Source organism: Pseudobutyrivibrio ruminis HUN009 (genome assembly GCF_000703005.1).
In the GTDB taxonomy this organism is placed as follows: Bacteria; Bacillota; Clostridia; order Lachnospirales; family Lachnospiraceae; genus Pseudobutyrivibrio; species Pseudobutyrivibrio ruminis_A.
Genome location: NZ_JNLH01000001.1, coordinates 2,229,110 through 2,250,227 on the forward strand (window position 1 = coordinate 2,229,110; position 21,118 = coordinate 2,250,227).

General features: G+C 37.6%; 19 protein-coding genes and 1 other RNA gene. 3 read left to right on the top strand and 17 right to left on the bottom strand.

The features are described from left to right. Window position 1 precedes the first annotated feature (1 nt). From BO15_RS0110095 to BO15_RS0110105, 3 genes are read right to left on the bottom strand one after another with little or no spacing between them, the layout of a single operon-like run. The gene (locus BO15_RS0110095) at window positions 2-832 is read right to left on the bottom strand and encodes a hypothetical protein (RefSeq protein ID WP_052169883.1); all 831 of its coding nucleotides are present in this window, start codon (window positions 830-832) and stop codon (window positions 2-4) included. Between the two features lie 7 nt (window positions 833-839). Continuing rightward, on the bottom strand, window positions 840-2,075 hold the full coding sequence (locus BO15_RS0110100) for a DUF5716 family protein (protein WP_033154207.1): 1,236 nt from the start codon (window positions 2,073-2,075) through the stop codon (window positions 840-842). 18 nt (window positions 2,076-2,093) lie between these two features. After that, the gene (locus BO15_RS0110105; RefSeq protein WP_033154208.1) at window positions 2,094-5,603 is read right to left on the bottom strand and encodes a DUF5717 family protein; all 3,510 of its coding nucleotides are present in this window, start codon (window positions 5,601-5,603) and stop codon (window positions 2,094-2,096) included. 164 nt (window positions 5,604-5,767) lie between these two features. Between BO15_RS0110105 and BO15_RS0110110 the strand changes: the two genes are divergently transcribed. After that, entirely contained in the window at window positions 5,768-6,856 is a 1,089-nt protein-coding gene (locus tag BO15_RS0110110) for a pyridoxal phosphate-dependent aminotransferase (RefSeq protein WP_033154209.1), read from the top strand. Here BO15_RS0110110 and BO15_RS0110115 read toward each other — a convergent pair. Then, window positions 6,845-7,843, bottom strand: a complete 999-nt coding sequence (locus BO15_RS0110115) for a glycoside hydrolase family 25 protein (protein ID WP_052169884.1) — start codon at window positions 7,841-7,843, stop codon at window positions 6,845-6,847. The two genes, BO15_RS0110110 and BO15_RS0110115, sit on opposite strands and share 12 nt — an antisense overlap. A gap of 8 nt (window positions 7,844-7,851) precedes the next feature. Continuing rightward, on the bottom strand, window positions 7,852-8,373 hold the full coding sequence (locus BO15_RS0110120) for a GNAT family N-acetyltransferase (protein WP_033154210.1): 522 nt from the start codon (window positions 8,371-8,373) through the stop codon (window positions 7,852-7,854). Between the two features lie 133 nt (window positions 8,374-8,506). On the opposite strand from BO15_RS0110120, the gene BO15_RS0110125 reads away from it, so the two are divergent. Beyond that, window positions 8,507-9,154 (top strand): HAD family hydrolase, encoded by a 648-nt coding sequence (locus tag BO15_RS0110125; RefSeq protein ID WP_033154211.1) that lies wholly within the window; start codon window positions 8,507-8,509, stop codon window positions 9,152-9,154. 11 nt (window positions 9,155-9,165) lie between these two features. Here the strand turns inward: BO15_RS0110125 and BO15_RS0110130 are convergent, their stop codons facing one another. From BO15_RS0110130 to secG, 6 genes are all read right to left on the bottom strand, one after another. After that, complete coding sequence (locus BO15_RS0110130; protein ID WP_052169885.1) at window positions 9,166-10,296, bottom strand: D-alanyl-D-alanine carboxypeptidase family protein; 1,131 nt, start codon at window positions 10,294-10,296, stop codon at window positions 9,166-9,168. 125 nt (window positions 10,297-10,421) lie between these two features. Next, window positions 10,422-10,763, bottom strand: a transfer-messenger RNA (tmRNA) gene (gene ssrA, locus BO15_RS13525). 10 nt (window positions 10,764-10,773) lie between these two features. After that, on the bottom strand, window positions 10,774-11,316 hold the full coding sequence (locus BO15_RS0110135; protein ID WP_033154212.1) for a Maf family protein: 543 nt from the start codon (window positions 11,314-11,316) through the stop codon (window positions 10,774-10,776). Further along, on the bottom strand, window positions 11,316-11,783 hold the full coding sequence (gene smpB, locus BO15_RS0110140) for an SsrA-binding protein SmpB (RefSeq protein ID WP_033154213.1): 468 nt from the start codon (window positions 11,781-11,783) through the stop codon (window positions 11,316-11,318). Before smpB ends, BO15_RS0110135 begins: the two co-directional genes overlap by 1 nt. Window positions 11,784-11,798: 15 nt before the next feature. Beyond that, entirely contained in the window at window positions 11,799-14,054 is a 2,256-nt protein-coding gene (gene rnr, locus BO15_RS0110145) for a ribonuclease R (RefSeq protein ID WP_033154214.1), read from the bottom strand. Between the two features lie 54 nt (window positions 14,055-14,108). Beyond that, a complete protein-coding gene (gene secG, locus BO15_RS0110150) occupies window positions 14,109-14,351 on the bottom strand; it encodes a preprotein translocase subunit SecG (protein WP_033154215.1) in 243 nt (80 codons plus the stop codon). A gap of 167 nt (window positions 14,352-14,518) precedes the next feature. Here secG and BO15_RS0110155 point away from each other — a divergent pair, with 167 nt between their 5' ends. After that, the gene (locus BO15_RS0110155; protein WP_052169886.1) at window positions 14,519-15,373 is read left to right on the top strand and encodes a putative ABC transporter permease; all 855 of its coding nucleotides are present in this window, start codon (window positions 14,519-14,521) and stop codon (window positions 15,371-15,373) included. A 47-nt stretch (window positions 15,374-15,420) separates the two neighbouring features. On the opposite strand, the gene yajC is transcribed toward BO15_RS0110155, so the two are convergent. The 6 genes from yajC to BO15_RS0110185 all read right to left on the bottom strand — a co-directional run bounded on the left by yajC (window position 15,421) and on the right by BO15_RS0110185 (window position 21,117). Next, window positions 15,421-15,771, bottom strand: coding sequence for a preprotein translocase subunit YajC (gene yajC / locus BO15_RS0110160; protein WP_033154216.1), 351 nt, complete (start codon window positions 15,769-15,771; stop codon window positions 15,421-15,423). Between the two features lie 110 nt (window positions 15,772-15,881). After that, on the bottom strand, window positions 15,882-17,018 hold the full coding sequence (gene tgt / locus BO15_RS0110165; protein ID WP_033154217.1) for a tRNA guanosine(34) transglycosylase Tgt: 1,137 nt from the start codon (window positions 17,016-17,018) through the stop codon (window positions 15,882-15,884). After that, on the bottom strand, window positions 17,015-18,109 hold the full coding sequence (aroC, locus tag BO15_RS0110170) for a chorismate synthase (RefSeq protein ID WP_033154218.1): 1,095 nt from the start codon (window positions 18,107-18,109) through the stop codon (window positions 17,015-17,017). Before aroC ends, tgt begins: the two co-directional genes overlap by 4 nt. Window positions 18,110-18,169: 60 nt before the next feature. Beyond that, entirely contained in the window at window positions 18,170-19,225 is a 1,056-nt protein-coding gene (locus BO15_RS0110175; protein WP_033154219.1) for a lactonase family protein, read from the bottom strand. 21 nt (window positions 19,226-19,246) lie between these two features. Further along, entirely contained in the window at window positions 19,247-20,473 is a 1,227-nt protein-coding gene (locus tag BO15_RS0110180; RefSeq protein ID WP_033154220.1) for a peptidase U32 family protein, read from the bottom strand. Next, entirely contained in the window at window positions 20,470-21,117 is a 648-nt protein-coding gene (locus tag BO15_RS0110185; protein ID WP_033154221.1) for an O-methyltransferase, read from the bottom strand. Before BO15_RS0110185 ends, BO15_RS0110180 begins: the two co-directional genes overlap by 4 nt. Window position 21,118: the final 1 nt, after the last annotated feature.

Sequence of the window (21,118 nt, forward strand, 5' to 3'; positions counted from 1 at the left end):
GTTAAATCCTGCAGATTTTTATATATTCTTCTTTCCAATTATTGATAACATTTTGAATGGTTTCTTTTGATCCTTGTGATGAATCGCCATAAAGCAAATCATTTATAGCACTATCAAAACCAACAATATCTTCTTTTATTGTGGATCTAGAAACAATTTGTAAAACCTCTTCTACATCACTTCTAGGCACTTGATATTTTGATACATACTCCTCAAAAGCGAGCTTGTCTTTACCACAACGGGCAGCATATAAAAGGCAATAAAGAGTCTGTTTCTTTTGATTTCTTTTGTAGCCTTCGTCAAAACATTTGCTAGCCTCATCAAAGAAGAATAGCTTTGCGAAAGCACATCCTAAATTGTGATAAACATCGCCTTCAACTGTGCGAGGCATAGTCTTTGCAACATCCTCAGCAAGTAAAGTTTCATATTCATAGATAGCATCTACAAGCTTGTTGCCAAGCATAAGTCTATCTGCTCTCAGTTTGCGTCTTTCTGCCTCTGATTTATTTTCAAATGTAGATATTATAGAAAGTGCATCCTTGATTTCTTTGTTTGATGCATAGCCATTGGCGCTTAATATATGACCAACAAAAATATGTAGCGGCGAATTGTTCTGCACCATAGCTTGAAGCTCACTAGCTAGCTTTGGAAACTTGAGCTCTCGTCCTATCCAATTACATAGCTCTGCGTTCATTAATTTGGTAGAAAGCAAATAAACATTATTAAGTATGTAATAACTAAGCTCTTCTAACGAATATACATTCAAAGAAACTTCTTCGATGTAATAAGGTGTAGCTGCTATTGAATTTTTACAATAAATCAATGTACTCATAAACTACCTACTTAATTGAAATAGTGTGTTCCCAGCTTTTGCCAGAGGATGGAGAAATTTCTCCGAATCCTAAATCCGTAATTACGATAGAAACAGCAACATCAGAAATAGGACTTGCTTCTATTCGAAGTCTTGTTGTTCTATTCTCTCTTTTTGGCATATCTGTCAATTCAAGAACTTCTGTGTGCGCCTCTCTTGATTCTGGTCTTTGAATATAGAATTCAAGTTCCGGCTCACCATCCAAAATAACTTCGCATTCACCTTTCGCATCGTACCAGCTTTGGCCGGCATCGATGAGTGTGAAAAATTTCATAACGTTGTTTTCTAAAATCTTTATTGATAGATTTAATTTTAAATCATTGTCACCAATATAAATGAAAGGCCAATCACGCTTACCATCTTTGGTGTATCCAGCATAACAAGCTCCCTTTGAATAGAGGTTCTTGCCCATAAATACCTTACGTCCCTTACAAAGTCTAGCCAAGCTAACCTTCATCCACTCGCCGTCGAAACCGTCTCCCACAAGATAAACTGATGAAAACAAGGTACTTCCAAATGTATCTGCAATAATTTCATCAAATTTTTCATCGCGATTATCAGTAATTTCTCCATGATTGACTACATCAAGTGTAATCATCTGCGGACGAGTGCTTTGATTACGATTCAAGACACAAGAAATCATATTAGAACCACTGTAATCAAAAAGAGCTACACTATACAAAAACAACTCCGGCCTTTGAGAAAGGGCATAGAAATAAAAGCATTCATTACGGTCAATAAGCATAAGCCTATTTGAATCAATGGAGAGTCTGGAAATGATATAGTTCATCAATTCCATGACCTCAAGATTTACCTGATCCACGCAAACAACAAGCTTTTCAATGTCTCCCATGGCAGCCATAGGCCCCGGTATAGCAAATAGCTTATTGAAATAAATAACCATAAGCTCTCTAGCCTGGAAGCTTTCTCCATCAACAAATACTTCCTCGTTCTTTAGAGCCAAGGTATACAAATCATCAACAAGCATAGCTTCTTTTGTACGACTTTTGCTTATAGCCTCATCTCCAAAGAACCACTGTCCCATACCATAGCGTTTAGCAAGCACTGTAGGTATGGAATAGTTCTCTTCGCCAAGAATAGTGCTGACTGTGGCTGGCTCATCCATATTCGATTTATAAATACTAAGAACTGTGCTTCTGGCACTAATATCAATGCCAAGATAAGCCCCCTCAGAATTTCCCATAAATGTCCTCTTTCACCATTAAATAATAGTAAATAAATCTCTTGTAACAGCATCCAAACCCTGATAAGTCTTAAGATCTGCAGCAAGCTCTCCTGCTTCCTCATATAGGTTATGTCTGCTGATGCTATTCATTAAAGCAAATCGCCCATTTTTTACATCTGGCTCTTCGCTCATAACTATTGTGTCGCTTTTCAAAGGATCTTCTGAAAGCTCATCGCAATAGATTTCGTATCTCAGTTCATCCCCATAGAACAAGATAAACTGTTTAACATATAATCCGTCATACATTTCAATCATATCTTCTTCAAGTGGCTCCTGGCCGTTGATAGAGTATGTAATAACAACAGATTTTCTTTTATCGGTAGCAATTTCTATAAAATGCTTATCATACAAATGATATTTTATTTTCAGTTTCTCGTTACAATTTACAAAGAAACCAAAGTATTGGTTGCGTAAAATAGCATCCGCTAACAACATATCCAACATGCTCATATCGTCATCATCCAGGTCTTTTTGCAGACAAAGATATTTAAGAAGAGCAATTCGCATGCTTTCATTAACTGCAAGGCCTTTTTTATATCTATTGTAAATATGTGAGAAAATCTCTTCAGGCACCTCCTGGTGCTCTGATAAGTAGCTATGTGCTTCATATGTTAGGAAGGCTTCTACTATCATTTTATTGTTCTTTCGAGCAATGTATGATTCGAAGACATCCATTATGCCATCACAAAGGAAATCTCTATATAAAACCTGTGTAAGGATTCTTTCAGAGAATTCCACTACATCTTCACCACGCTCATATGCATTGTTATAAATGAGCATCATGGTGTCTGTAGGACCTACAAAGAATTTGATAAGATACTTAATCATATCTCCATGTACAAATCCTTTTTGTACCAAATGAGCTGTCATCAGGATAAGGAAATCATCCGCTTTTTCGGAATCCTGATTTATCATGAATTGGCAAAGCTTTGTGGCAACCTCCGGCCTAAGTTTGGACCCGTTAGTGTGTTGAAGCATATAATAAGCCTCTTCGTATTTACTACGGCTCACAAAAACCTCAAGAACATCTGCTATTACTTCGGCTCTAAGAGACTTAAGATCTGCCTCATGCATAAAATGACGTTCTATCAGCGCTTCCTCATCGTTTTTACGAAGTACGCTGATAATCTTAGGATACATGCTGCGCAAATAATCCAAGGAAATCTGTTTTGAATCAAGGAGCATTTTGATGCTTTCTGAATCCTCTAGATTGTTCAAATCCATCAATACAAAAGCCATGCTCTGTGGCGCCAATTCCTTTAGAGTGTTGAAATATGCTGTAGCATCTATAACATCCTCTTTAAAATAAGCCTCGTCATCAACAAATAAATAACCATCATTATCCTCAAGGAAGAAAACGCCCTCGCTACCAATGTAGTTAACATAGGCCTTGTGATCTGACACATTTGCAATCACAGGTGTCTTGAATTCCTCCTGATATAAGAAGATTCTACGTATATCCGGATTAATAACAGCAAGCTTCTTTTTAAATGCTAATTCAGAAACAAGTTTTGCAACCTCTTTATCAAAAATTCCCATCTCCATGAGACGCTGATAACATACAGCAAGATTGTCATCCAAACGGCCAAGCTTTAACTGCTCAAGGGCAAAGGTTTCAATGGCTGATTCATAATGCTCATATGTATCATTGTCTTCTGCCCTGTGAAGAATAATATTTGCGTAAAGAAGAGCTTTCTTTTCATAAGAAAGGTCATTGTTGTATTTAAAGAACATTGTAAGAAGCTGTGGAAATCTGTCTACCGAATAGGTAGGCATAGCCTCCATATATGCTTCAAAAATGCCTGATACATGTAAATTTGCTTCAATGGCCATCTTAAACCATTTGAAGAATTTCTCTTCGATATAGTTAGCCTTCAAAAGATAAGTAACAATTGCAAGTAAAAACTGCAAATCAGGATATATCTCATAGCATGCTTCAATAATAGGAAGGGCTTTCGGATTGTAAGTTCTTTCTGATTCAATTACGTGAATCATCTGAATAGCAATATCTTTTGAAATTGCATTTTTCTTTCTGGCCCAATTTAAAACCTTGATAGTAAGCTCGTCAAAGGATGATATTAAATATGGATCCTGAACAAAAATATAGTAAGCCTCAATGTAAAGAAGAGGCGAATCAAATCCTCGAGATACCCATTCTGAAATATCCCTAAGTTTTGCTGTAGGGTTCTTAATGTATTCCTTTCTCAGGAACATTAAAAACCAAAAAAGTCGAACATCATCAGGATGCTCAAGATAAATAGACTCTATGTTGCCTGTAAGTCTATCTACATAAGACTCTTCCCTTTCAATAAGGGTGCAAATGTAAAGTAGAAAAGCCCACTCTGTACTGCCCTTGTCTTCAATAGTACGTTTCAAATCCTGGATAATCCAAAGAGCTTCTTGCTTTTGATTGTTTGTTACATAAACAAGCGCTCTCATCAAAAGGGTAAAGTTATCTTCCTCGTCCTCTTTTGAAATTGCATCCAACACAGCCAGTGTCTCCTGACACCACTGTCCAGTAGTGATTTTACGAAGTCTAAAATCTTCGTAAAGGCGACATGCCTTAAGAATCTGCATATCCTTCAAATGTTTTTCAGAATCTAACGTAGCATCTTCCTTTAAAGAGGATGCAATTATAGTAATTTCCTTATGAATGCCTCTGTAATCAAAGGAAATCTTTGCATAATTAAGACCTTCATGCATTCTATCTTTGTGAATGTAATAATTCATATTGAAAATAGAACCAAGGAAAAAGTCTGAAGTAATGTGTTCTTTTTCAACTGAAACAAAATCCGCATCACATGATACTTTTATATCTATGTAGCCCCAGGTAGAACGAACAAGCTCTATTTCGCCGCGAATATTTTCATTAACTTCGTAGTATTTGTCGCATCTCTCCTGAATGTCGAAAGACATCTTTGGCTTAAGTCCTGTAGATACAAGAAATTCATCTACATTAACAGCTGCAATTGGAGCAGCTTTAAAGCCTCGATATAATAATCTGGTGCGTTTATCCAAATCAGAAATAAATTCTGCAAATCGATCTGAATAGAATACAGAAACTGCCTCGCTAAAATGATTCTGAGCAAGCTCTGCAAAAGCTTTTAAATCGTGAATTTCCCCAACAGATGTAATTAATGGTCGAGTTGCATAAGTAATGGTAAAAGGAATATGTTTTTCAACCCCTACCGCAACAATAATAAACTCGCCAGAAAGAGTCTCTGATGATTTGAAATTGAAATCATCAACAGTATATTCAACACGAACATTTTCCTTATCGAACCAAGGGTCACTAACCTGCACGTATGGGTTTGTGCAATAGACTACGCCCCTGATTTTAACGTTATTAAGACTCTTAAAGAAGAAATTGCCTTTAAAAGTATCGCCCACATAGCAAGTTTCTTCTATCTGTTCTCTTTCGAATTCTATATTTGGTTTTAAGTCATCGAATTTATCCTCTGATATTCGATAGATTCTTTTTCTCAAAACATTCTTCCTCTACATTCCAAGGATTTAGGTATACACCCACTAATCCTAGCATATTCTTTTCAAATTATAGCACAACATGTTGTGTTTTCAAACGAAATAGAAACAAAAAGATGGATATTTATTAAACGTGGTGCTACTATATAAAAAACGAGGTGATAGGCATGATTAAACACAAAGACCACTTCCACGGAAGTGATTTAGAAAAAATTGAAAAAATCTATGGAATCAAAAAAGAAAATATCATTAGCTTCTCTGCTAATGTTAATCCTCTTGGGATTTCTCCAAAATTAAGAGAAGGAATCAAAGAGCAAATCGATTGCATTACAACATATCCTGACAGAGATTATATGCAGCTCCGCCAATGTATTGCAGACTACTGCTCTACAGAAGTTGAAAATATCATTGTAGGAAACGGTTCTACAGAGCTGATTTCCCTATTCATCCAGATTCAACAGCCTAAAAAGGCTCTTATTTTAGGACCAACATACTCAGAATACGAGCGTGAAATTGCTTTATGTGGTGGAAAAACAATCTATTATCCTCTTCGCGAAGAAAATGATTTTATACTTAATCCAGCTCATTTTATAAGCAAGCTTTCAGAAGATATCGATATGCTTATTATTTGCAATCCAAACAATCCTACTGGAACAGCAATTAACGTTCACGATATGCGACTTATTTTGGATGCTTGTAAGGAAAGTGATATTTTCGTAATGGTTGACGAAACATACGTTGAATTTGCTGAAAATGTAAAAGAAATATCAGCAGTCAGCCTTACTAGAACATATACAAATATCGCCATTTTAAGAGGAACATCAAAGTTCTTCGCTGCACCTGGCCTTCGTTTAGGCTATGCTATCTGCTCTAATTCTGATTTAATGCAGATTATGAACCAGCGCAAGGACCCATGGTCTATCAATTCAATCGCTGTAATCGCTGGCACACTTATGTTTACCGACGAGGACTATATCCAAGAAACAAGAGATTTGATTAAATCTGAAAGAGATCGTTTATTCAAGCTTTTTGAAGAAAGCAGTCGCTTTAAGCCATTTAAGCCTCAGGGTAATTTCATGCTTCTTAAAATCTTAGAGGATGATATTACAAGTGGTGATTTATTTGATAGATGTATTCGCCAGGGACTTATGATTAGAGATTGCTCTACATTCCCTTATCTTGGCGAAAAATACATTAGAATTTGCTTTATGAATCCAGAAGATAATACAAAATTGGCTAGCCTTTTATTGGGCTAGCCAAATATCTAAATCGACATTTCCATTTATTCCATTTACACTACCAGTTTCAGAGTACTGCCAAAGATCAAATTCATATGGCCAGTAGAACTCTTTATTGTACCCAGCAAACCATTTCTTATACTCTGTAAGCTGAGTGAAATCTAAAAGCATAGCTCCCATTTCCGTATTATGATAAATCATTGAATCATATCCAGCATTTTGAACGGCCTCTAAAAATGTAATGGTGAGAGCTGTTCTATCTTCCACTGTAAGGCTATTTGTTCGAGCCTCGCTATCACTTACCTTTTCTACATCGAATACTATTGGAAGCTGAAGCGTGTATCCATCTAAAAGATTAAGAACAGTGGATGCTTCTTCTAAAACCTCAGCCTGTGAAATCGCCTGTGAAAATACATAAACACCAACATCAAGACCTGCTGCTTGAGCTCCTTCGATGTTTTCAATGCATTTTTCGTCTACAACGATTTTACCTGTGCCGTATCCTCTGTAAACAGCTCTAACAAATACAAACTCTATGCCATCTGCAGCAACGGCTTCCCAATCAATATCACCTTGATGTGATGATACGTCTATTCCTTTTCTAGAAACAACCTGGCCATCTACCACATAGGAATAAAAGCCATTTTCATCCTCTTGAAGATTATTGATATCAAAAGAATTCTTAGGAAGTGAATCGTTAACTGGAACAAAGTTGTATTTGGAATTTGCCGCTACAACAATATATTCTGGATATAGTGACTTCAAAACAGAGATAATTGTGTTTCCTTCTTCCAATGATTCTTTGATAGAATCAAGAACACTTTTCTGTCCTTCCGCCTTTGCCTCATCCACAAGCTCTTCAACCTGCTCACTAGAATAAGTTTCCCCTTCTTGAACCTGTATTCTGCTATGTGTATCAGCAACTATATAAATAATTCCAACCGCAATTAAAGTAAAAAATATTGATAATGTAGATACCAATATATATCTAAGCGCTCTTTTCATAACCACTATTAGCGAGGCATATCATTCAAATCACCGATTTGTTTTCTATACCACACAATCCCTTTCCATTCTCCAAATTTATAGCCAATATCTGTAAAATGACCAACCTCTTCAAATCCCAAAGCCTGATGGAATTTGATACTAGGCTCATTGTCATCTGTAATGACTCCGTACATGAATTTATATCCCATTTCAGAAAGACGCTTTTGAAGCTCATCATATAAAGCTTTACCTATACCCGAATTCCTAGGAACATCAGGTGCTAAATATATAGTAGTCTCAACTGAATATTTGTATGCATCATGATGGCGAACCCTGCCACCGTAAGCCATACCAATCACCTTGCCATCGGAATCACAAGCAACGATATATGGATAATCCTTCTTTGTTTCGATAATAGACTGCTGGTAGTCCTCAACAGAACCATTTACTTCTGTGAAAGTAACAAAGGTATTTTTAACATAGTATCCATAAATGTCACAAATTGCAGCGGCATCGGTAATTTCAGCCTCTCTGATATAAAATTCCATTGCATGTCCTCCTAAATAAGCCGGTAAAAAAATCATAACAAAGGCATACTAATAATTCAATATTTTTCCTTTACAAATAACAACAATAGCTATATAACAATTAGAAGAAACGAGAAAGAAAAAGGTTAATACAATGAAATACGACACAATACTATTTGATTTAGATGGTACACTTTTGTACACCCTTGAGGATTTAACAGATTCCATTAATCATACACTTACAGAATACGGCTTACCTACTCACCCTATTGAAAGCGTTAGGCGATTCGTAGGGAACGGTCTCAGAATGCTAGTTGTAAGAGCTTTACCCGATGGAGAAAACTATGAGAAGTTCGACCAATTTTTCTCAGACTTTGTAAATTACTACAACAGTCACAACCGTGTAAAAACAAAGCCATATGATGGCATCCTAGAAACTACTAAAGAACTATCTGAAATGGGTATCAAAATGGCAATCGTTACCAACAAGGGGCAAACAGCCAGCAACTCATTACTAGATGATTTCTTTAAGCCATATATTAATATTGTCATTGGTGATGATGGAAAGCATAAAAGAAAACCTGATCCAGAGCCAATCAATCTAGCCCTTGAAGCATTAGATGTCAAGGACAAATCTTCTGTTTTATATGTTGGAGATTCCGATGTTGACGCTTCCACTGCTATTAACTCAGGGCTCGATTATATCTTATGTACATACGGATTTCGCGATATGGAAGATTTAAAGGAATTCTCACCTGTTGCTTTCATCGATTCAATCAATAAAATCAAAGATTATTTGTAAAAGAAAAAGGCCTACTGCGTGTAGGCCTTATATATATCTACGTGATCATAAATACATCTCCAAGAGCTTGAAGATTTTGCTGTACAGCATATATATTCAGTTCCATCATCAGCTATCATTGAGCTTACAGCACAACTTCCAGATTCATCGACATATCCTGTCTTTGCTCCTTCAATAGTCCCTCCAATATCTTTATCCTCAATTCTACGTAAAAACCAGTTTGATATTGTAATTCCTTCAGGATTAACATTCGTCGCCGTAGAATTGTAAACCTTAGTAGTAAGAACCTCTTTGCACAATTCATTGTCCAGCGCCGCCATCATAATAATAGACATATCATAAGGAGTACTATAATGCTCATCACTATGGAATCCTACTGGATTAGTAAAATGTGTACCTGTAAGCCCCAGCGCTGAAACCTCATCATTCATCATAGTAACAAAGCTATCAATATCTCCTGCTACATACATAGCCAACTGGGCCGCAGCATCACCACCAGAAGGAAGAATGGTTCCGTAAAACAAATCCTTTACAGTAACCTCTTCATCCTCAACAAAACCTGATGTGGATCCACCACCAGCATAAGAATAATCTATAGCCTCATGTGACATGGTAACAGTTTCATTTAGCTGCTCTTCTGTAAGATTGTTTGCTGCCACAAGCACAGTCATAACCTTTGTCATAGACGCTGGAACAATCTTTTCATAGGAGTTTCTAGTACCTACTATTTCCTTTGTGTCATTGTTTATTAATATAGCATATTCGCTAACTACATCCCCGCCAATGGCAACAGTTGAATCTGTTTCAGCAGCAGAATAAGTGCCGGTTGAACTAGTTGATTCTTCTGATTCAGCCTCTGTTGTATCCTGGCTAGATTCTGTAGAAGCACCTGTTGTCACCTTAAGGCCAGTAGCTTCCTCCTCTTCAGAATCAGAAGCAGACTCAGAAACACTTTCCTCTGCAGCAACTCGCATAGTATCATCAGTACCTTTTATATGGGAAACGATTAGACCACCGATAATAACGATGGCTAAAGAAATTGCTCCAAGCTCAGAATAAACCTGGATTCTTCGTATAAGTTTTCTACGTTTACGATAAGCTATACGCTCTTCGTTTGTCATGTGTCGTACAGATTTTGCCATAATATTACTCTCCACCCCTTTAATAATTTAATTCTAACATCCTAAAGGAGACCAGACAATTCAGAACGGAATTTCTGTTAAATATAACGAAAGTCCCATTCCACAATGTGAAATGAGACTTAAGAAAGTGGACTAGACGGGAGTCGAACCCGTGTCCAAAAGCCAATTCCCGGCCCTTCTACGAGTGTAGTTTGTAATTTTACATTCCCTCCACACAGCTCTTACAAACAAGATATGTGCTTTAGTAGCTTCATGATACGCCCACTATCGCAAAGCTTTGATAGCGTCGTTTCCTACAGAGTCGAAGTCTGGGTCCTAAGGTGTAGGTGCCCTAGGTCAGACTGCCGCAACTAGGCAGCGTATGCTAAATTATCTTCAGCGTTTAATTTTAAGTTTGGCCATTTAACCCATTACCGTGGGACTCGCTTCTTCCGCTGCATGACCCCTGTCGAAACCATTACTAGCCCTTATTACAGTTTACAGCGACCTATAAACTTTAGCCAAAGGTAAACCAACAACGTTATTGTAATCACCTTTAATCTCCTTAACTAAAACAGCACCTTTGCCCTGAATGCCATAGGCACCAGCCTTATCCATTGGCTCACCTGTAGCAATGTATTTTTTAATCAATTCAGGACTGTTCTCATACATAACAACTTCAGTACATTCTGCGAATGTATTGATATTTCCTGTCTCGTCAACGATAGCCACTCCAGTATACACCTGATGGGCATTTCCTGACAAGCGCGAAAGCATTAAAAATGCATCTTCTTCATCTTTTGGCTTTCCAAGCATCTTGCCATCGTAGGCAACAACCGTATCTGCCGCAAGAACAACTCTGCCAGGATTCTTGTCAGCGATAGCCTTTGCCTTAAGCAGGCTTAAGTCCATAACGACTTCATCTGGCTTAGTTTTATCTGTAACTTCTTCTACATTGGCAGCCTGCACTTCAAAATCAATACCAACCTGCTGTAAAAGTTCTTTTCTTCTAGGAGAGTTTGATGCAAGTATAATTTTCATTAGCCTAAATTCCTTATCTTAAAATCTCTTTCTGCTTCACGCTTCATATCCTTCTTCTGAATATCAGCACGCTTATCATAAAGCTTTTTACCTTTTGCAAGAGCAACCTTTACCTTCACAAGGCCATTGTTAAGGTAAACCTCAATAGGAACAATAGTGTAACCATTTTCCTTGATTTTGCTAAGCAGATGATTAATCTCTGACTTGTGAAGCAAAAGCTTACGAGGACGAAGTGGGTCTCTGTTGAAAATGTTGCCCTTTTCGTATGGATTAACATGCATCTGATAGATGAACATCTCGCCATTATCAATACGCACAAAAGCCTCTTTTATGGAACATTGACCAAGTCGCATAGACTTAACCTCTGTTCCGTGAAGTTCTATCCCCGCCTCATATTCTTCTTCTAGGAAGTACTCATGATAAGCTTTTTTATTATTTGCAATTAGTTTTCTGCCTTCTTTATTCATAATCTTTAGCTCCAATTAAAAACGCTGAAATTCTGTAAGGATAAAATCAATAGTACGAGCTTGCTCATCCACCGAATCCAGTATTACTGTAACAGGCTGACCAAGCTTAAATGTACGACCAGTTCGTTCTCCAACAAGTGTAAGATTTTCCTCGATAAAGTCATAATGATCATCATACAATGTAGATACATGAACCAATCCTTCGACAGTATTTTCAAGCTCTACATACATTCCCCATCCAGTAACAGAAGAAATATTTCCAGTGAATTCCTCACCAATAAAGTTCTTCATAAACTGAACCATTTTCAGCTTATCTACTTCTCTCTCACATTCCTCTGCTCTACGCTCAAGCTTACTTGTTTCAAGAGCTACCTGAGGAAGTAAAGATTCATAATGAGATATCTTTCTGTCATTCATTCTTCCACGCAGATGATCCTTAATAATACGATGTATCTGCAAGTCAGGATATCTTCGAATTGGAGATGTAAAATGACAATAGTATTGAGCAGCCAAGCCAAAATGTCCTTTGCATTCAGTATCATATCTAGCCTGTTGCATACTTCTAAGAGTCATCTTTGTAATAACCGCCTCATCCTCATGACCTGCCAAAGATTCTAACATCTTTTGAATTTCCTTGGGATGAATGCTATCCTTATTGCCCTTAAGTGTGTAGCCACAAGCACCCAAGAAACGACTCAAAGTCTGCATTTTCTCTGGGTCTGGTGCTCCATGAACACGATATACAAATGGTGATTCCATAAGGCTAAAGTGCTCTGCAACAGTTTCATTAGCCGCCAACATAAAATCTTCGATAAGCTTATGAGCATCGTTTCTCTCGTATGGTGCTAAGCCAACAACCTTTCCTGACTCATCAATGATAATATGTGTTTCAGGGAAATCAAAATCAATAGCACCTCTTTTCTTACGTTTTGCACGAAGAATCTGAGATAGCTTATACATTTGATCAATCATCTCTGCAACATCAGCGTATTCACTACGTTTACCTTCGTCACCAGTCATGATAGCAAATACATCTGTATATGTCATACGATGATTACTGTTGATTACTGACTCGCAAATATTGTGATCAATAAGCTCGCCCTTAGGATTAAAAGTCATGATACAAGATAGTGCCAATCTATCCTCACCCTCATTCAATGAACACATGCCATTTGAAAGGGTATGCGGAAGCATTGGAATTACTCTATCAGCAAGATATACAGAAGTTCCACGTTTAAGAGCTTCTACATCAAGGGCTGAAGATTCCTGTACGTAATTAGTAACATCAGCTATATGAACACCAAGAACGAAATTATCCCCGTCCATTTCAAGAGAAACGCCGTCATCGATATCCTTTGTATCCTCGCCATCAATAGTAATAACTGTTAAATCTCGAATGTCATTTCTTCCAGCTCTATCCGCCTCTGAAACAGGTTTAGCGACGTTTGTAGCTTGCTTTAGAACCTTATTAGGAAACTCTGGATCTATACCAAAGCCTCTCACTATAGATAGTATATCTACACCTGGATCATTCTTATGACCAATGATTTCTGTAATAACACCCTCTGGCTTGTGAGAATCGTCACCATAATCTTCGATATGACAAACAACCTTATGGCCTGTAACAGCACCCATATCCTTGCCTGCCGGGATGAAAATATCTCTATCTAATTTGTTGCTATCTGCAACAACAAAACCAAAGCCATTGCTTTTCTCATATGTACCAACTACATCTGAGAAACCATGAGCAATAATTCGAATAACACGAGCTTCCTGACGTTTGCCTGGAGCACCGTATGTGAGAACTGCGGCAACTGTATCATCCTGCATAGCAAAAGCAGTATTGTCTCTGCCTACAAAATAGTCTTCATCACTGCCCTCAACTTCGATAAATCCATATCCATCTTTATGGGATATAAATCTACCAATAATATCTGGTTCAAGATTTTCATTCTTTGGACGATTAGCATTCTTAGCAACCTGATTGAGAGATTGCTTCTTAGTAGCTAATTCTGCTTTTGAAGGCTTCTTTGATTTATGATCTTTTAGCTTTATGAATTTAGGTCTGTTTTCAGCAATCTGATATTTGCCACGCTTTGTAATTTCCACCTGTCCTTCGTCAACAAGCTCCTGTAGAACCTGAGCGAACTCACTACGCTTATCTTTCTCAACATCAAGTAGAATTTCAAGTTCCTTCTTTTTCATCGGAACATAAGCCTGACTTTTAAATACATCCATCAGAAAATGCTTCTGTTTATCGTACTCTCTCATAAACCTCCTAAACAACAAATGCCACCCTAAAAGGGTGGCAAAATAAAATCTCTCTTAAAAGCTACCAATATTCAATACTGCTGAAAGCACGAAGAATAAGATAACACAAACTGTTGTAAGCTTAACTAATAAGCCTTCACGCGAACGTCCCTTATTACGGCTCCAGTATGAATCAAACTGCTGGCCTGATAATGAACCAAGGCCATTCTGCTTTCCTTCCTGGAAAAGAATGATAACTGTAAGTGCCACACAAATAGCAATTAATAAAAATATAAGAACTATCTTTAATGTTTGCATAATGCCTCCCGAATAGCTAATATTTAAAAACTAAAATTGCGACCTTTCGCAACATTTGAAGTATATCATAGGGTATATTTGATTTCAAGCAAATTCAGCAAATCTGTATCCTTTTATTTTGTCCCCAAAACAACTATACTATTACTTAACACAAAGGAGAATAAGTTATGTTAAGTAGGTATTTTGTATTATTTATTATTTATAGTTTTATCGGGTGGATTTACGAGACGTGTTATTGCACTATACACGAAAAAGCTTGGGAAAATCGAGGTTTTTTATATGGTCCTTGTATCCCACTTTACGGAGTCGGCGCTACACTAGCCCAGATTATTTTTGTAGATTTGCCTTTCGTACATAGTAAGAGCCCTTCATATTTAACAATATTCTTAGGATGTGCCGTCGGCTCTTTCTTTCTAGAATATGGTACATCATATATCTTAGAAAAAAGATTTCACGCAAGATGGTGGGATTACAGTGATTTACCACTAAATATAAACGGCCGTGTATGCCTTATCTTTACCTGCTGTTTTGGAATCGCAGGAATTATTGTAACCCAGTTTATTGTTCCACCAATTGTAAGCGTTATAGTATTAATCCCTCAGATTGTCATTGAGTTACTTGCACTTATATTTATGTTCCTATTTGGAATGGACATGGCATTAACAGTTTCCGCTCTTACCACTTTTGCCAAGGAATTTGAACGTATTAACGAACAGATCAATAACCAAATGGCAGAAAAAGTCGAAGCACTTACCACTAATCTTGCTGATGCCAAGCTTGCCAGAATTGAAAAGGCAAATGAACGCAAAGAAGCAGCTTTTGTTAAACGTGAAATAACTGCAGAAAAGCTTGAAGAAATAAAGGAACAACTATCTAGCGAAGCTGTTAAACAATGGATTATGAACGCCACAGAAACCCAGCGCGGACAGTTCAGACACATTGCAAAATTCACTCACCCAGTAGCATCTACAAAATCACTATTAAACAAAGGTTCAGAATATCTTCGTCATCGCAAAAAATAGTAAAAAATAAGCCACCTAATAAGGTGGCTTTCTTAGTCTAAATTTAATTATTTAGTCTTTTCTTTTTTATCTTCTTCCTTAGAAGCCTTAACAGCGTCCTCTGGCTTTTCTACCTGAGCGATTGCTGCCTTCTGCATTGGAATACGGCAGTTTTTGTTGCTTCCGAACTCTACGATAACAGTTGTGTCATCAGGGATAGAGATAACAACACCATAAAAACCGCTTGTAGTAAGAACTGTATCACCTACAGCAAGAGTAGACATCATAGCTGTCTTTTCCTTCTGCTCCTTCTGCTGTGGACGAATCATGAAAAAGTACATGAATACAAAAAGAACTACTACCCAAATAATTAAGCTGATTGAGCTATTAGCTGCAGTTAATAAAACTGAACTGTTCATTAGATTATTCCTCCTAATCGTTGACCCTATGGGCCAGTCACTGAAATTTATTTTACATAAAGAACACTATATTCGCAAGAAAATTATACTATTTAATATATTTTTAAGAATTACTGTTCTCCTGCTTCCATTGAAGCAAGCTTATTTTTCTTGTAAGTAGCAAATTCACCTGCATCCAAAGCGTTTCTGATTTCTTCCATCATTGTGTTGTAGAAGTATAGATTGTGAAGAACGCAAAGTCTCATACCAAGCATTTCCTTAGCCTTAAGCAAATGACGAATATATGCTCTTGAGTAAGTCTTACATGCTGGACAACCACAGCCTTCTTCGATAGGTCTCATATCCTTTTCAAACTTCTGATTGAAAAGATTAAGCTTACCATGGTTTGTATATACATGACCATGACGACCATTACGACTAGGATATACACAATCAAAGAAATCAACACCTCTATCAACGGCCTCTAAAATATTTGCAGGAGTACCAACTCCCATCAAATATGTAGGCTTGTTCTGAGGAAGATAAGGTACAACATGATCAAGCACATCGTACATCTGCTCATGGCTCTCACCAACAGCAAGACCACCTACTGCATATCCTGGCAAATCAAGCTCTGAAATAGCCTTTGCATGTTCAATTCTGATGTCATTATAGATTGCGCCCTGGTTGATACCAAACAACAATTGCTCTTTATTGATTGTGTCTGGCAATGAATTAAGACGAGCCATCTCTTCCTTGCAACGATGAAGCCATCTTGTAGTACGAGCCACTGAATCCTCTACGTATTTACGTTCAGCAAGAGCTGGCGGACACTCATCAAAGGCCATAGCAATTGTAGAACCAAGGTTAGACTGAATCTGCATAGATTCTTCTGGCCCCATAAAGATTTTGTGGCCATCGATATGGGAATTGAATGTTACACCCTCTTCTTTGATTTTTCGTATACCAGCAAGTGAGAACACCTGAAATCCGCCTGAATCTGTAAGGATTGGTCTGTCCCAAGCCATAAACTTATGAAGACCACCAAGCTCCTTAATAAGCTTATCTCCTGTACGAACGTGCAAATGATAGGTGTTTGAAAGCTCCACCTGGCATTTAATATCTCTTAAATCATCAGTAGATACAGCGCCTTTGATTGCAGCGACAGTACCAACATTCATGAATACTGGTGTTTCGATGACACCATGAACAGTATGGAAACGACCTCTTTTAGCTCGACCTTCTGTTTTTAACAATTCGTATTTCAATTCTTATAAAACTCCTTAATATAATCTACTCTATCTGTCATGTGTGAAAGCAACGCATCACAAATTGTAATAGCACACATTGCCTCTACGACAACTACAGCACGAGGAACAATCACAGGATCATGTCTACCATGGATTTCAATATCTACGTCTTCATGCTTTTCATTAACAGTAGCCTGCGCTTGAGCAATAGATGGAGTTGGCTTAATAGCACATCTAACGATAATATCATCACCATCTGAGATGCCGCCCAGAATACCACCACTATGATTAGTGACCTTTGTCACAACCCCATTATCCATTCTGAAATTGTCATTATTAATGCTGCCTAAAGTCTTTGAAGCAGCAAAGCCATCACCAATTTCAACGCCCTTCACTGAGCCAACAGACACAAGAGCCTGCGCTAATTTTGCATCAAGCTTTTCAAAAACTGGATCACCTATGCCGGCTGGAACTCCAGTAATAAGACACTCGATAACTCCACCCGCGCTATCCTTGTTGAGCATGCAGGCTTCCAGGTATTCTTCTGCCTTTTTAGCTGCAACAGCATCAGGCATACATAAAGGATTGTTGTCTCTTTCTGATAAATCAAAATCATAGATTTTGATATCTCCAATTGACTTGGTATAAGCACAAACAGTAATTCCAACCTCATTTAAAAGCTTGGCGCAAATAGCCCCTGCAGCGACTCGGCCAATAGTTTCTCTTCCAGATGATCTTCCACCACCGCGATAGTCTCTAAGTCCAAACTTTTCAATGAAGCCGTAATCTGCATGGCCAGGTCTAAAAGTAGTGGCAATATTTCCATAATCCTTTGAATGTTGATCCTTATTTTCAATCATCAAAGAAATTGGTGTACCAGTAGTAACGCCTTCAAAAACGCCTGAAAGAATATCAACCTCATCTCCCTCAGCCCTAGCCGTCGTAAATTTAGACTGTCCAGGCTTTCTTCTATCAAGGTATGGTTGAATATCTTCTTCTGAAAGCTTTAACCCTGCTGGAAAACCATCTATAACAACGCCCAGCGCTTTGCCATGTGATTCTCCCCAAGTAGTTACTGAAATTCTATTGCCAAATGTAGACCCTGCCATATTCTCCTCCTATGAAAAAAGGGCTGCGCCTTGCAGCCCTTAGATAATACAACCGATAATTTATTTTATCTTTACAACAATAATGCTATTAGGCTTAGCAATTTTGATAGGTGCATTCTGCATTAATGAATGACCTGTCTTTTTATCAATAGTAAAGCTTCGAATTTCATTTGTATCATGATTTAGTGAAACATAATACTTATCCTTAGGCAATACAGCAAAGCTCTTTGGATAATCTCCACTGATGAAACTGTGTGAGAAGTATTTAATCTTTCCAGATTTTTCATCGCGTTCGTACATGCAAATAGCATTTAAACCATCCACGCTGGCATATACAAACTTGCCATCCTCACCAAACTTGATGTTTGTACCAGTACTGATTTCCTCATCAACACCAACAAGAAGTGATACTGACTGAATATTTTCAAAATCAGGATGATCATCAATAATATGGTAATCATAAACTAAAATCTCATTAGACATTTCAGTGATTACATATGCATATTTTCCATCTGGAGAAAACTTCATTTTAAGAGGTGCTGAACCCATTGCACAACGAACAATATCTACAAGATGAAGCTTGCCCATCTCATAATCTACTTCGTAAATCTTAATCTGATGAAGACCATTTTCTACAGCGCAAAGGAATCTCTCATCTGGAGTAAGCTCAACACATGTGCAATGTGGATACAAAGGACGATCTGCTACTGATTTACCAATTCCCTGATGGAAAATACCATCAGCGATACCATTAATGCTTCCATCTTCGTTAAGTTTCATCATTGTAACACGGCCATCATGATAACCTGCTACAAAAAGATATCTGTTCTGTGAGTCAACGCAAAGGTTACAACCTCTCATACCGCCAACCCATTCCTGGTTCATCTTTTCAAGATCACCATTTTCAAGAATCTTGAAGGAAGCAACACCTTCATCTGCAATTGAATAAAGATATTTGTTATCCTTTGAATTGATGATGTCCGATGGATTATTGATAGGAGCTACACTCTGTTCAACCATCTTTCCTGTGTCAGGATCAACATCATAAACATAAATACCAACGCTAGTCTCATGTGTATAGGTTCCCACATAAGCCACATATTTGCTCTCTGCCATTATATTCTCCTCGTAACTAACTTATGCTTCTTTTCTTCTTAAAATATCAAACTCATCAGGAGTAATGCTAAGCTTAATGAAAAGCTTCTGTTTAGGATGTGGGCAAGATTCCATATCCTCTCCCTCTTCATTCTTAATTCCAAGAACTTCTACCTCTATATTATCTCCATTTGGCTTCATAATTTCAATAGTTTCGCCAACTGAAAATTTATTACGCTGTTCAATTTCAAAGTATCCCTCAGAATTGAGCTTACCTGCAATACCAAGGTATGTATAACCTATATTGTATGTGTTGTTATCATATATCTGTGATTCCTCAGATGGCTTTCCATAGAAGAATCCAGTTGTAAACTGACGATAAGTACATGCAGAAATCTGCTCCTTGTACCAATCAAGGTTTGCAAGATATTTTTCTTCGGATTCCTTGCAATCATCAATAGCCTTGCGGTATGTACGAGCAACAGTAGCAACATACAAAGCTGTCTTCATACGACCTTCAATTTTGAAGCTATCGATTCCAGAATCTAAAAGATCAGGAACATGTTCAATCATACATAAATCCTTTGAATTGAAAATGTATGTACCACGCTCATTTTCGTATACTGGAAGATACTCTCCTGGACGCTGCTCTTCGACTACTGCATACTTCCAGCGACATGGATGAGTACATTCACCATGATTTGCATCTCTTCCTGTAAAATAGTTTGAAAGAAGACATCTACCAGAGTATGAAATGCACATAGCACCGTGAATAAATGTCTCAATCTCTAAATCATCTGGAATATTTGCTCTGATTTCTTTGATTTCTTTAAGAGAAAGCTCTCTAGCTGAAACAACACGCTTTGCACCTAATTCATACCAGAAATTGTATGTACCGTAGTTTGTGTTGTTGGCCTGAGTACTAATATGACGCTCAATATCAGGACAGATTTCCTTTGCCAACATAAATACCGCTGGATCTGCTATGATAAGAGCATCCGGCTTAATTTCATTAAGCTCTCTAAAATATTCTTTTACGCCTTCGAGGTCTTCGTTGTGAGCAAGGATATTTGATGTAACATAAACCTTTACACCGTGCTCGTGAGCAAACTTGATACCCTCAATCATATCCTCTTTAGAAAAGTTTTTAGCCTTAGCACGAAGTCCGTAAACTTCTCCACCAATATAAACTGCATCAGCTCCATATATTACAGCAACCTTAAGTACTTCAAGGCTGCTTGCTGGAACTAGTAATTCTGTTTCTCTCATTTTGTTCCTTTCACACTAATACTAACTCCATCCCCCAATGGCAAAATAGTTGTGTTAAATTCTCCATCATGTGTAAGTTCAAATAAGTAATCGCGCATACGTTTATGAATAGTACGATTACGTCTTGTGATTGCATATCTAGATTCGATTATATCGCCATCCTGAAGAACATTATCTGTTACAACCACTCCTCCGTCTCTAATGAGACGCTTGATCTGAGGCCAGAAATTAATGTACTGACCTTTGGCTGCATCCATAAAAATAAAATCATATGGCCCCTCAAGTGTAGGAAGGATTTCCATGGCATCGCCCTCTAAAAGAGTGATTTGTTTGTCCTTGCCCGCTCTAACAAAATTGTTATTTGCTATAGGAATACGTGGCTCATAGTTTTCTATTGTAGTAATGACTGCATCCTCTCCAGCTGTTTCTGCCATAAGGCAAGCTGAAAAGCCAACAGCCGCACCAACCTCAAGAATCTTCTTAGGCTGATGAAGCTTTATAAGTGTCTGTAAAAGATTTATTGTCTCTGTGCGAATAATTGGCACATATGTATCCAAAGCCTCTTTCCTGATTTCTGAAAGTACCGGGCTTAGCTCAGGATAAAGACTGTTTAAGTATGTGGTATATCTTTCGTCTACAATCATT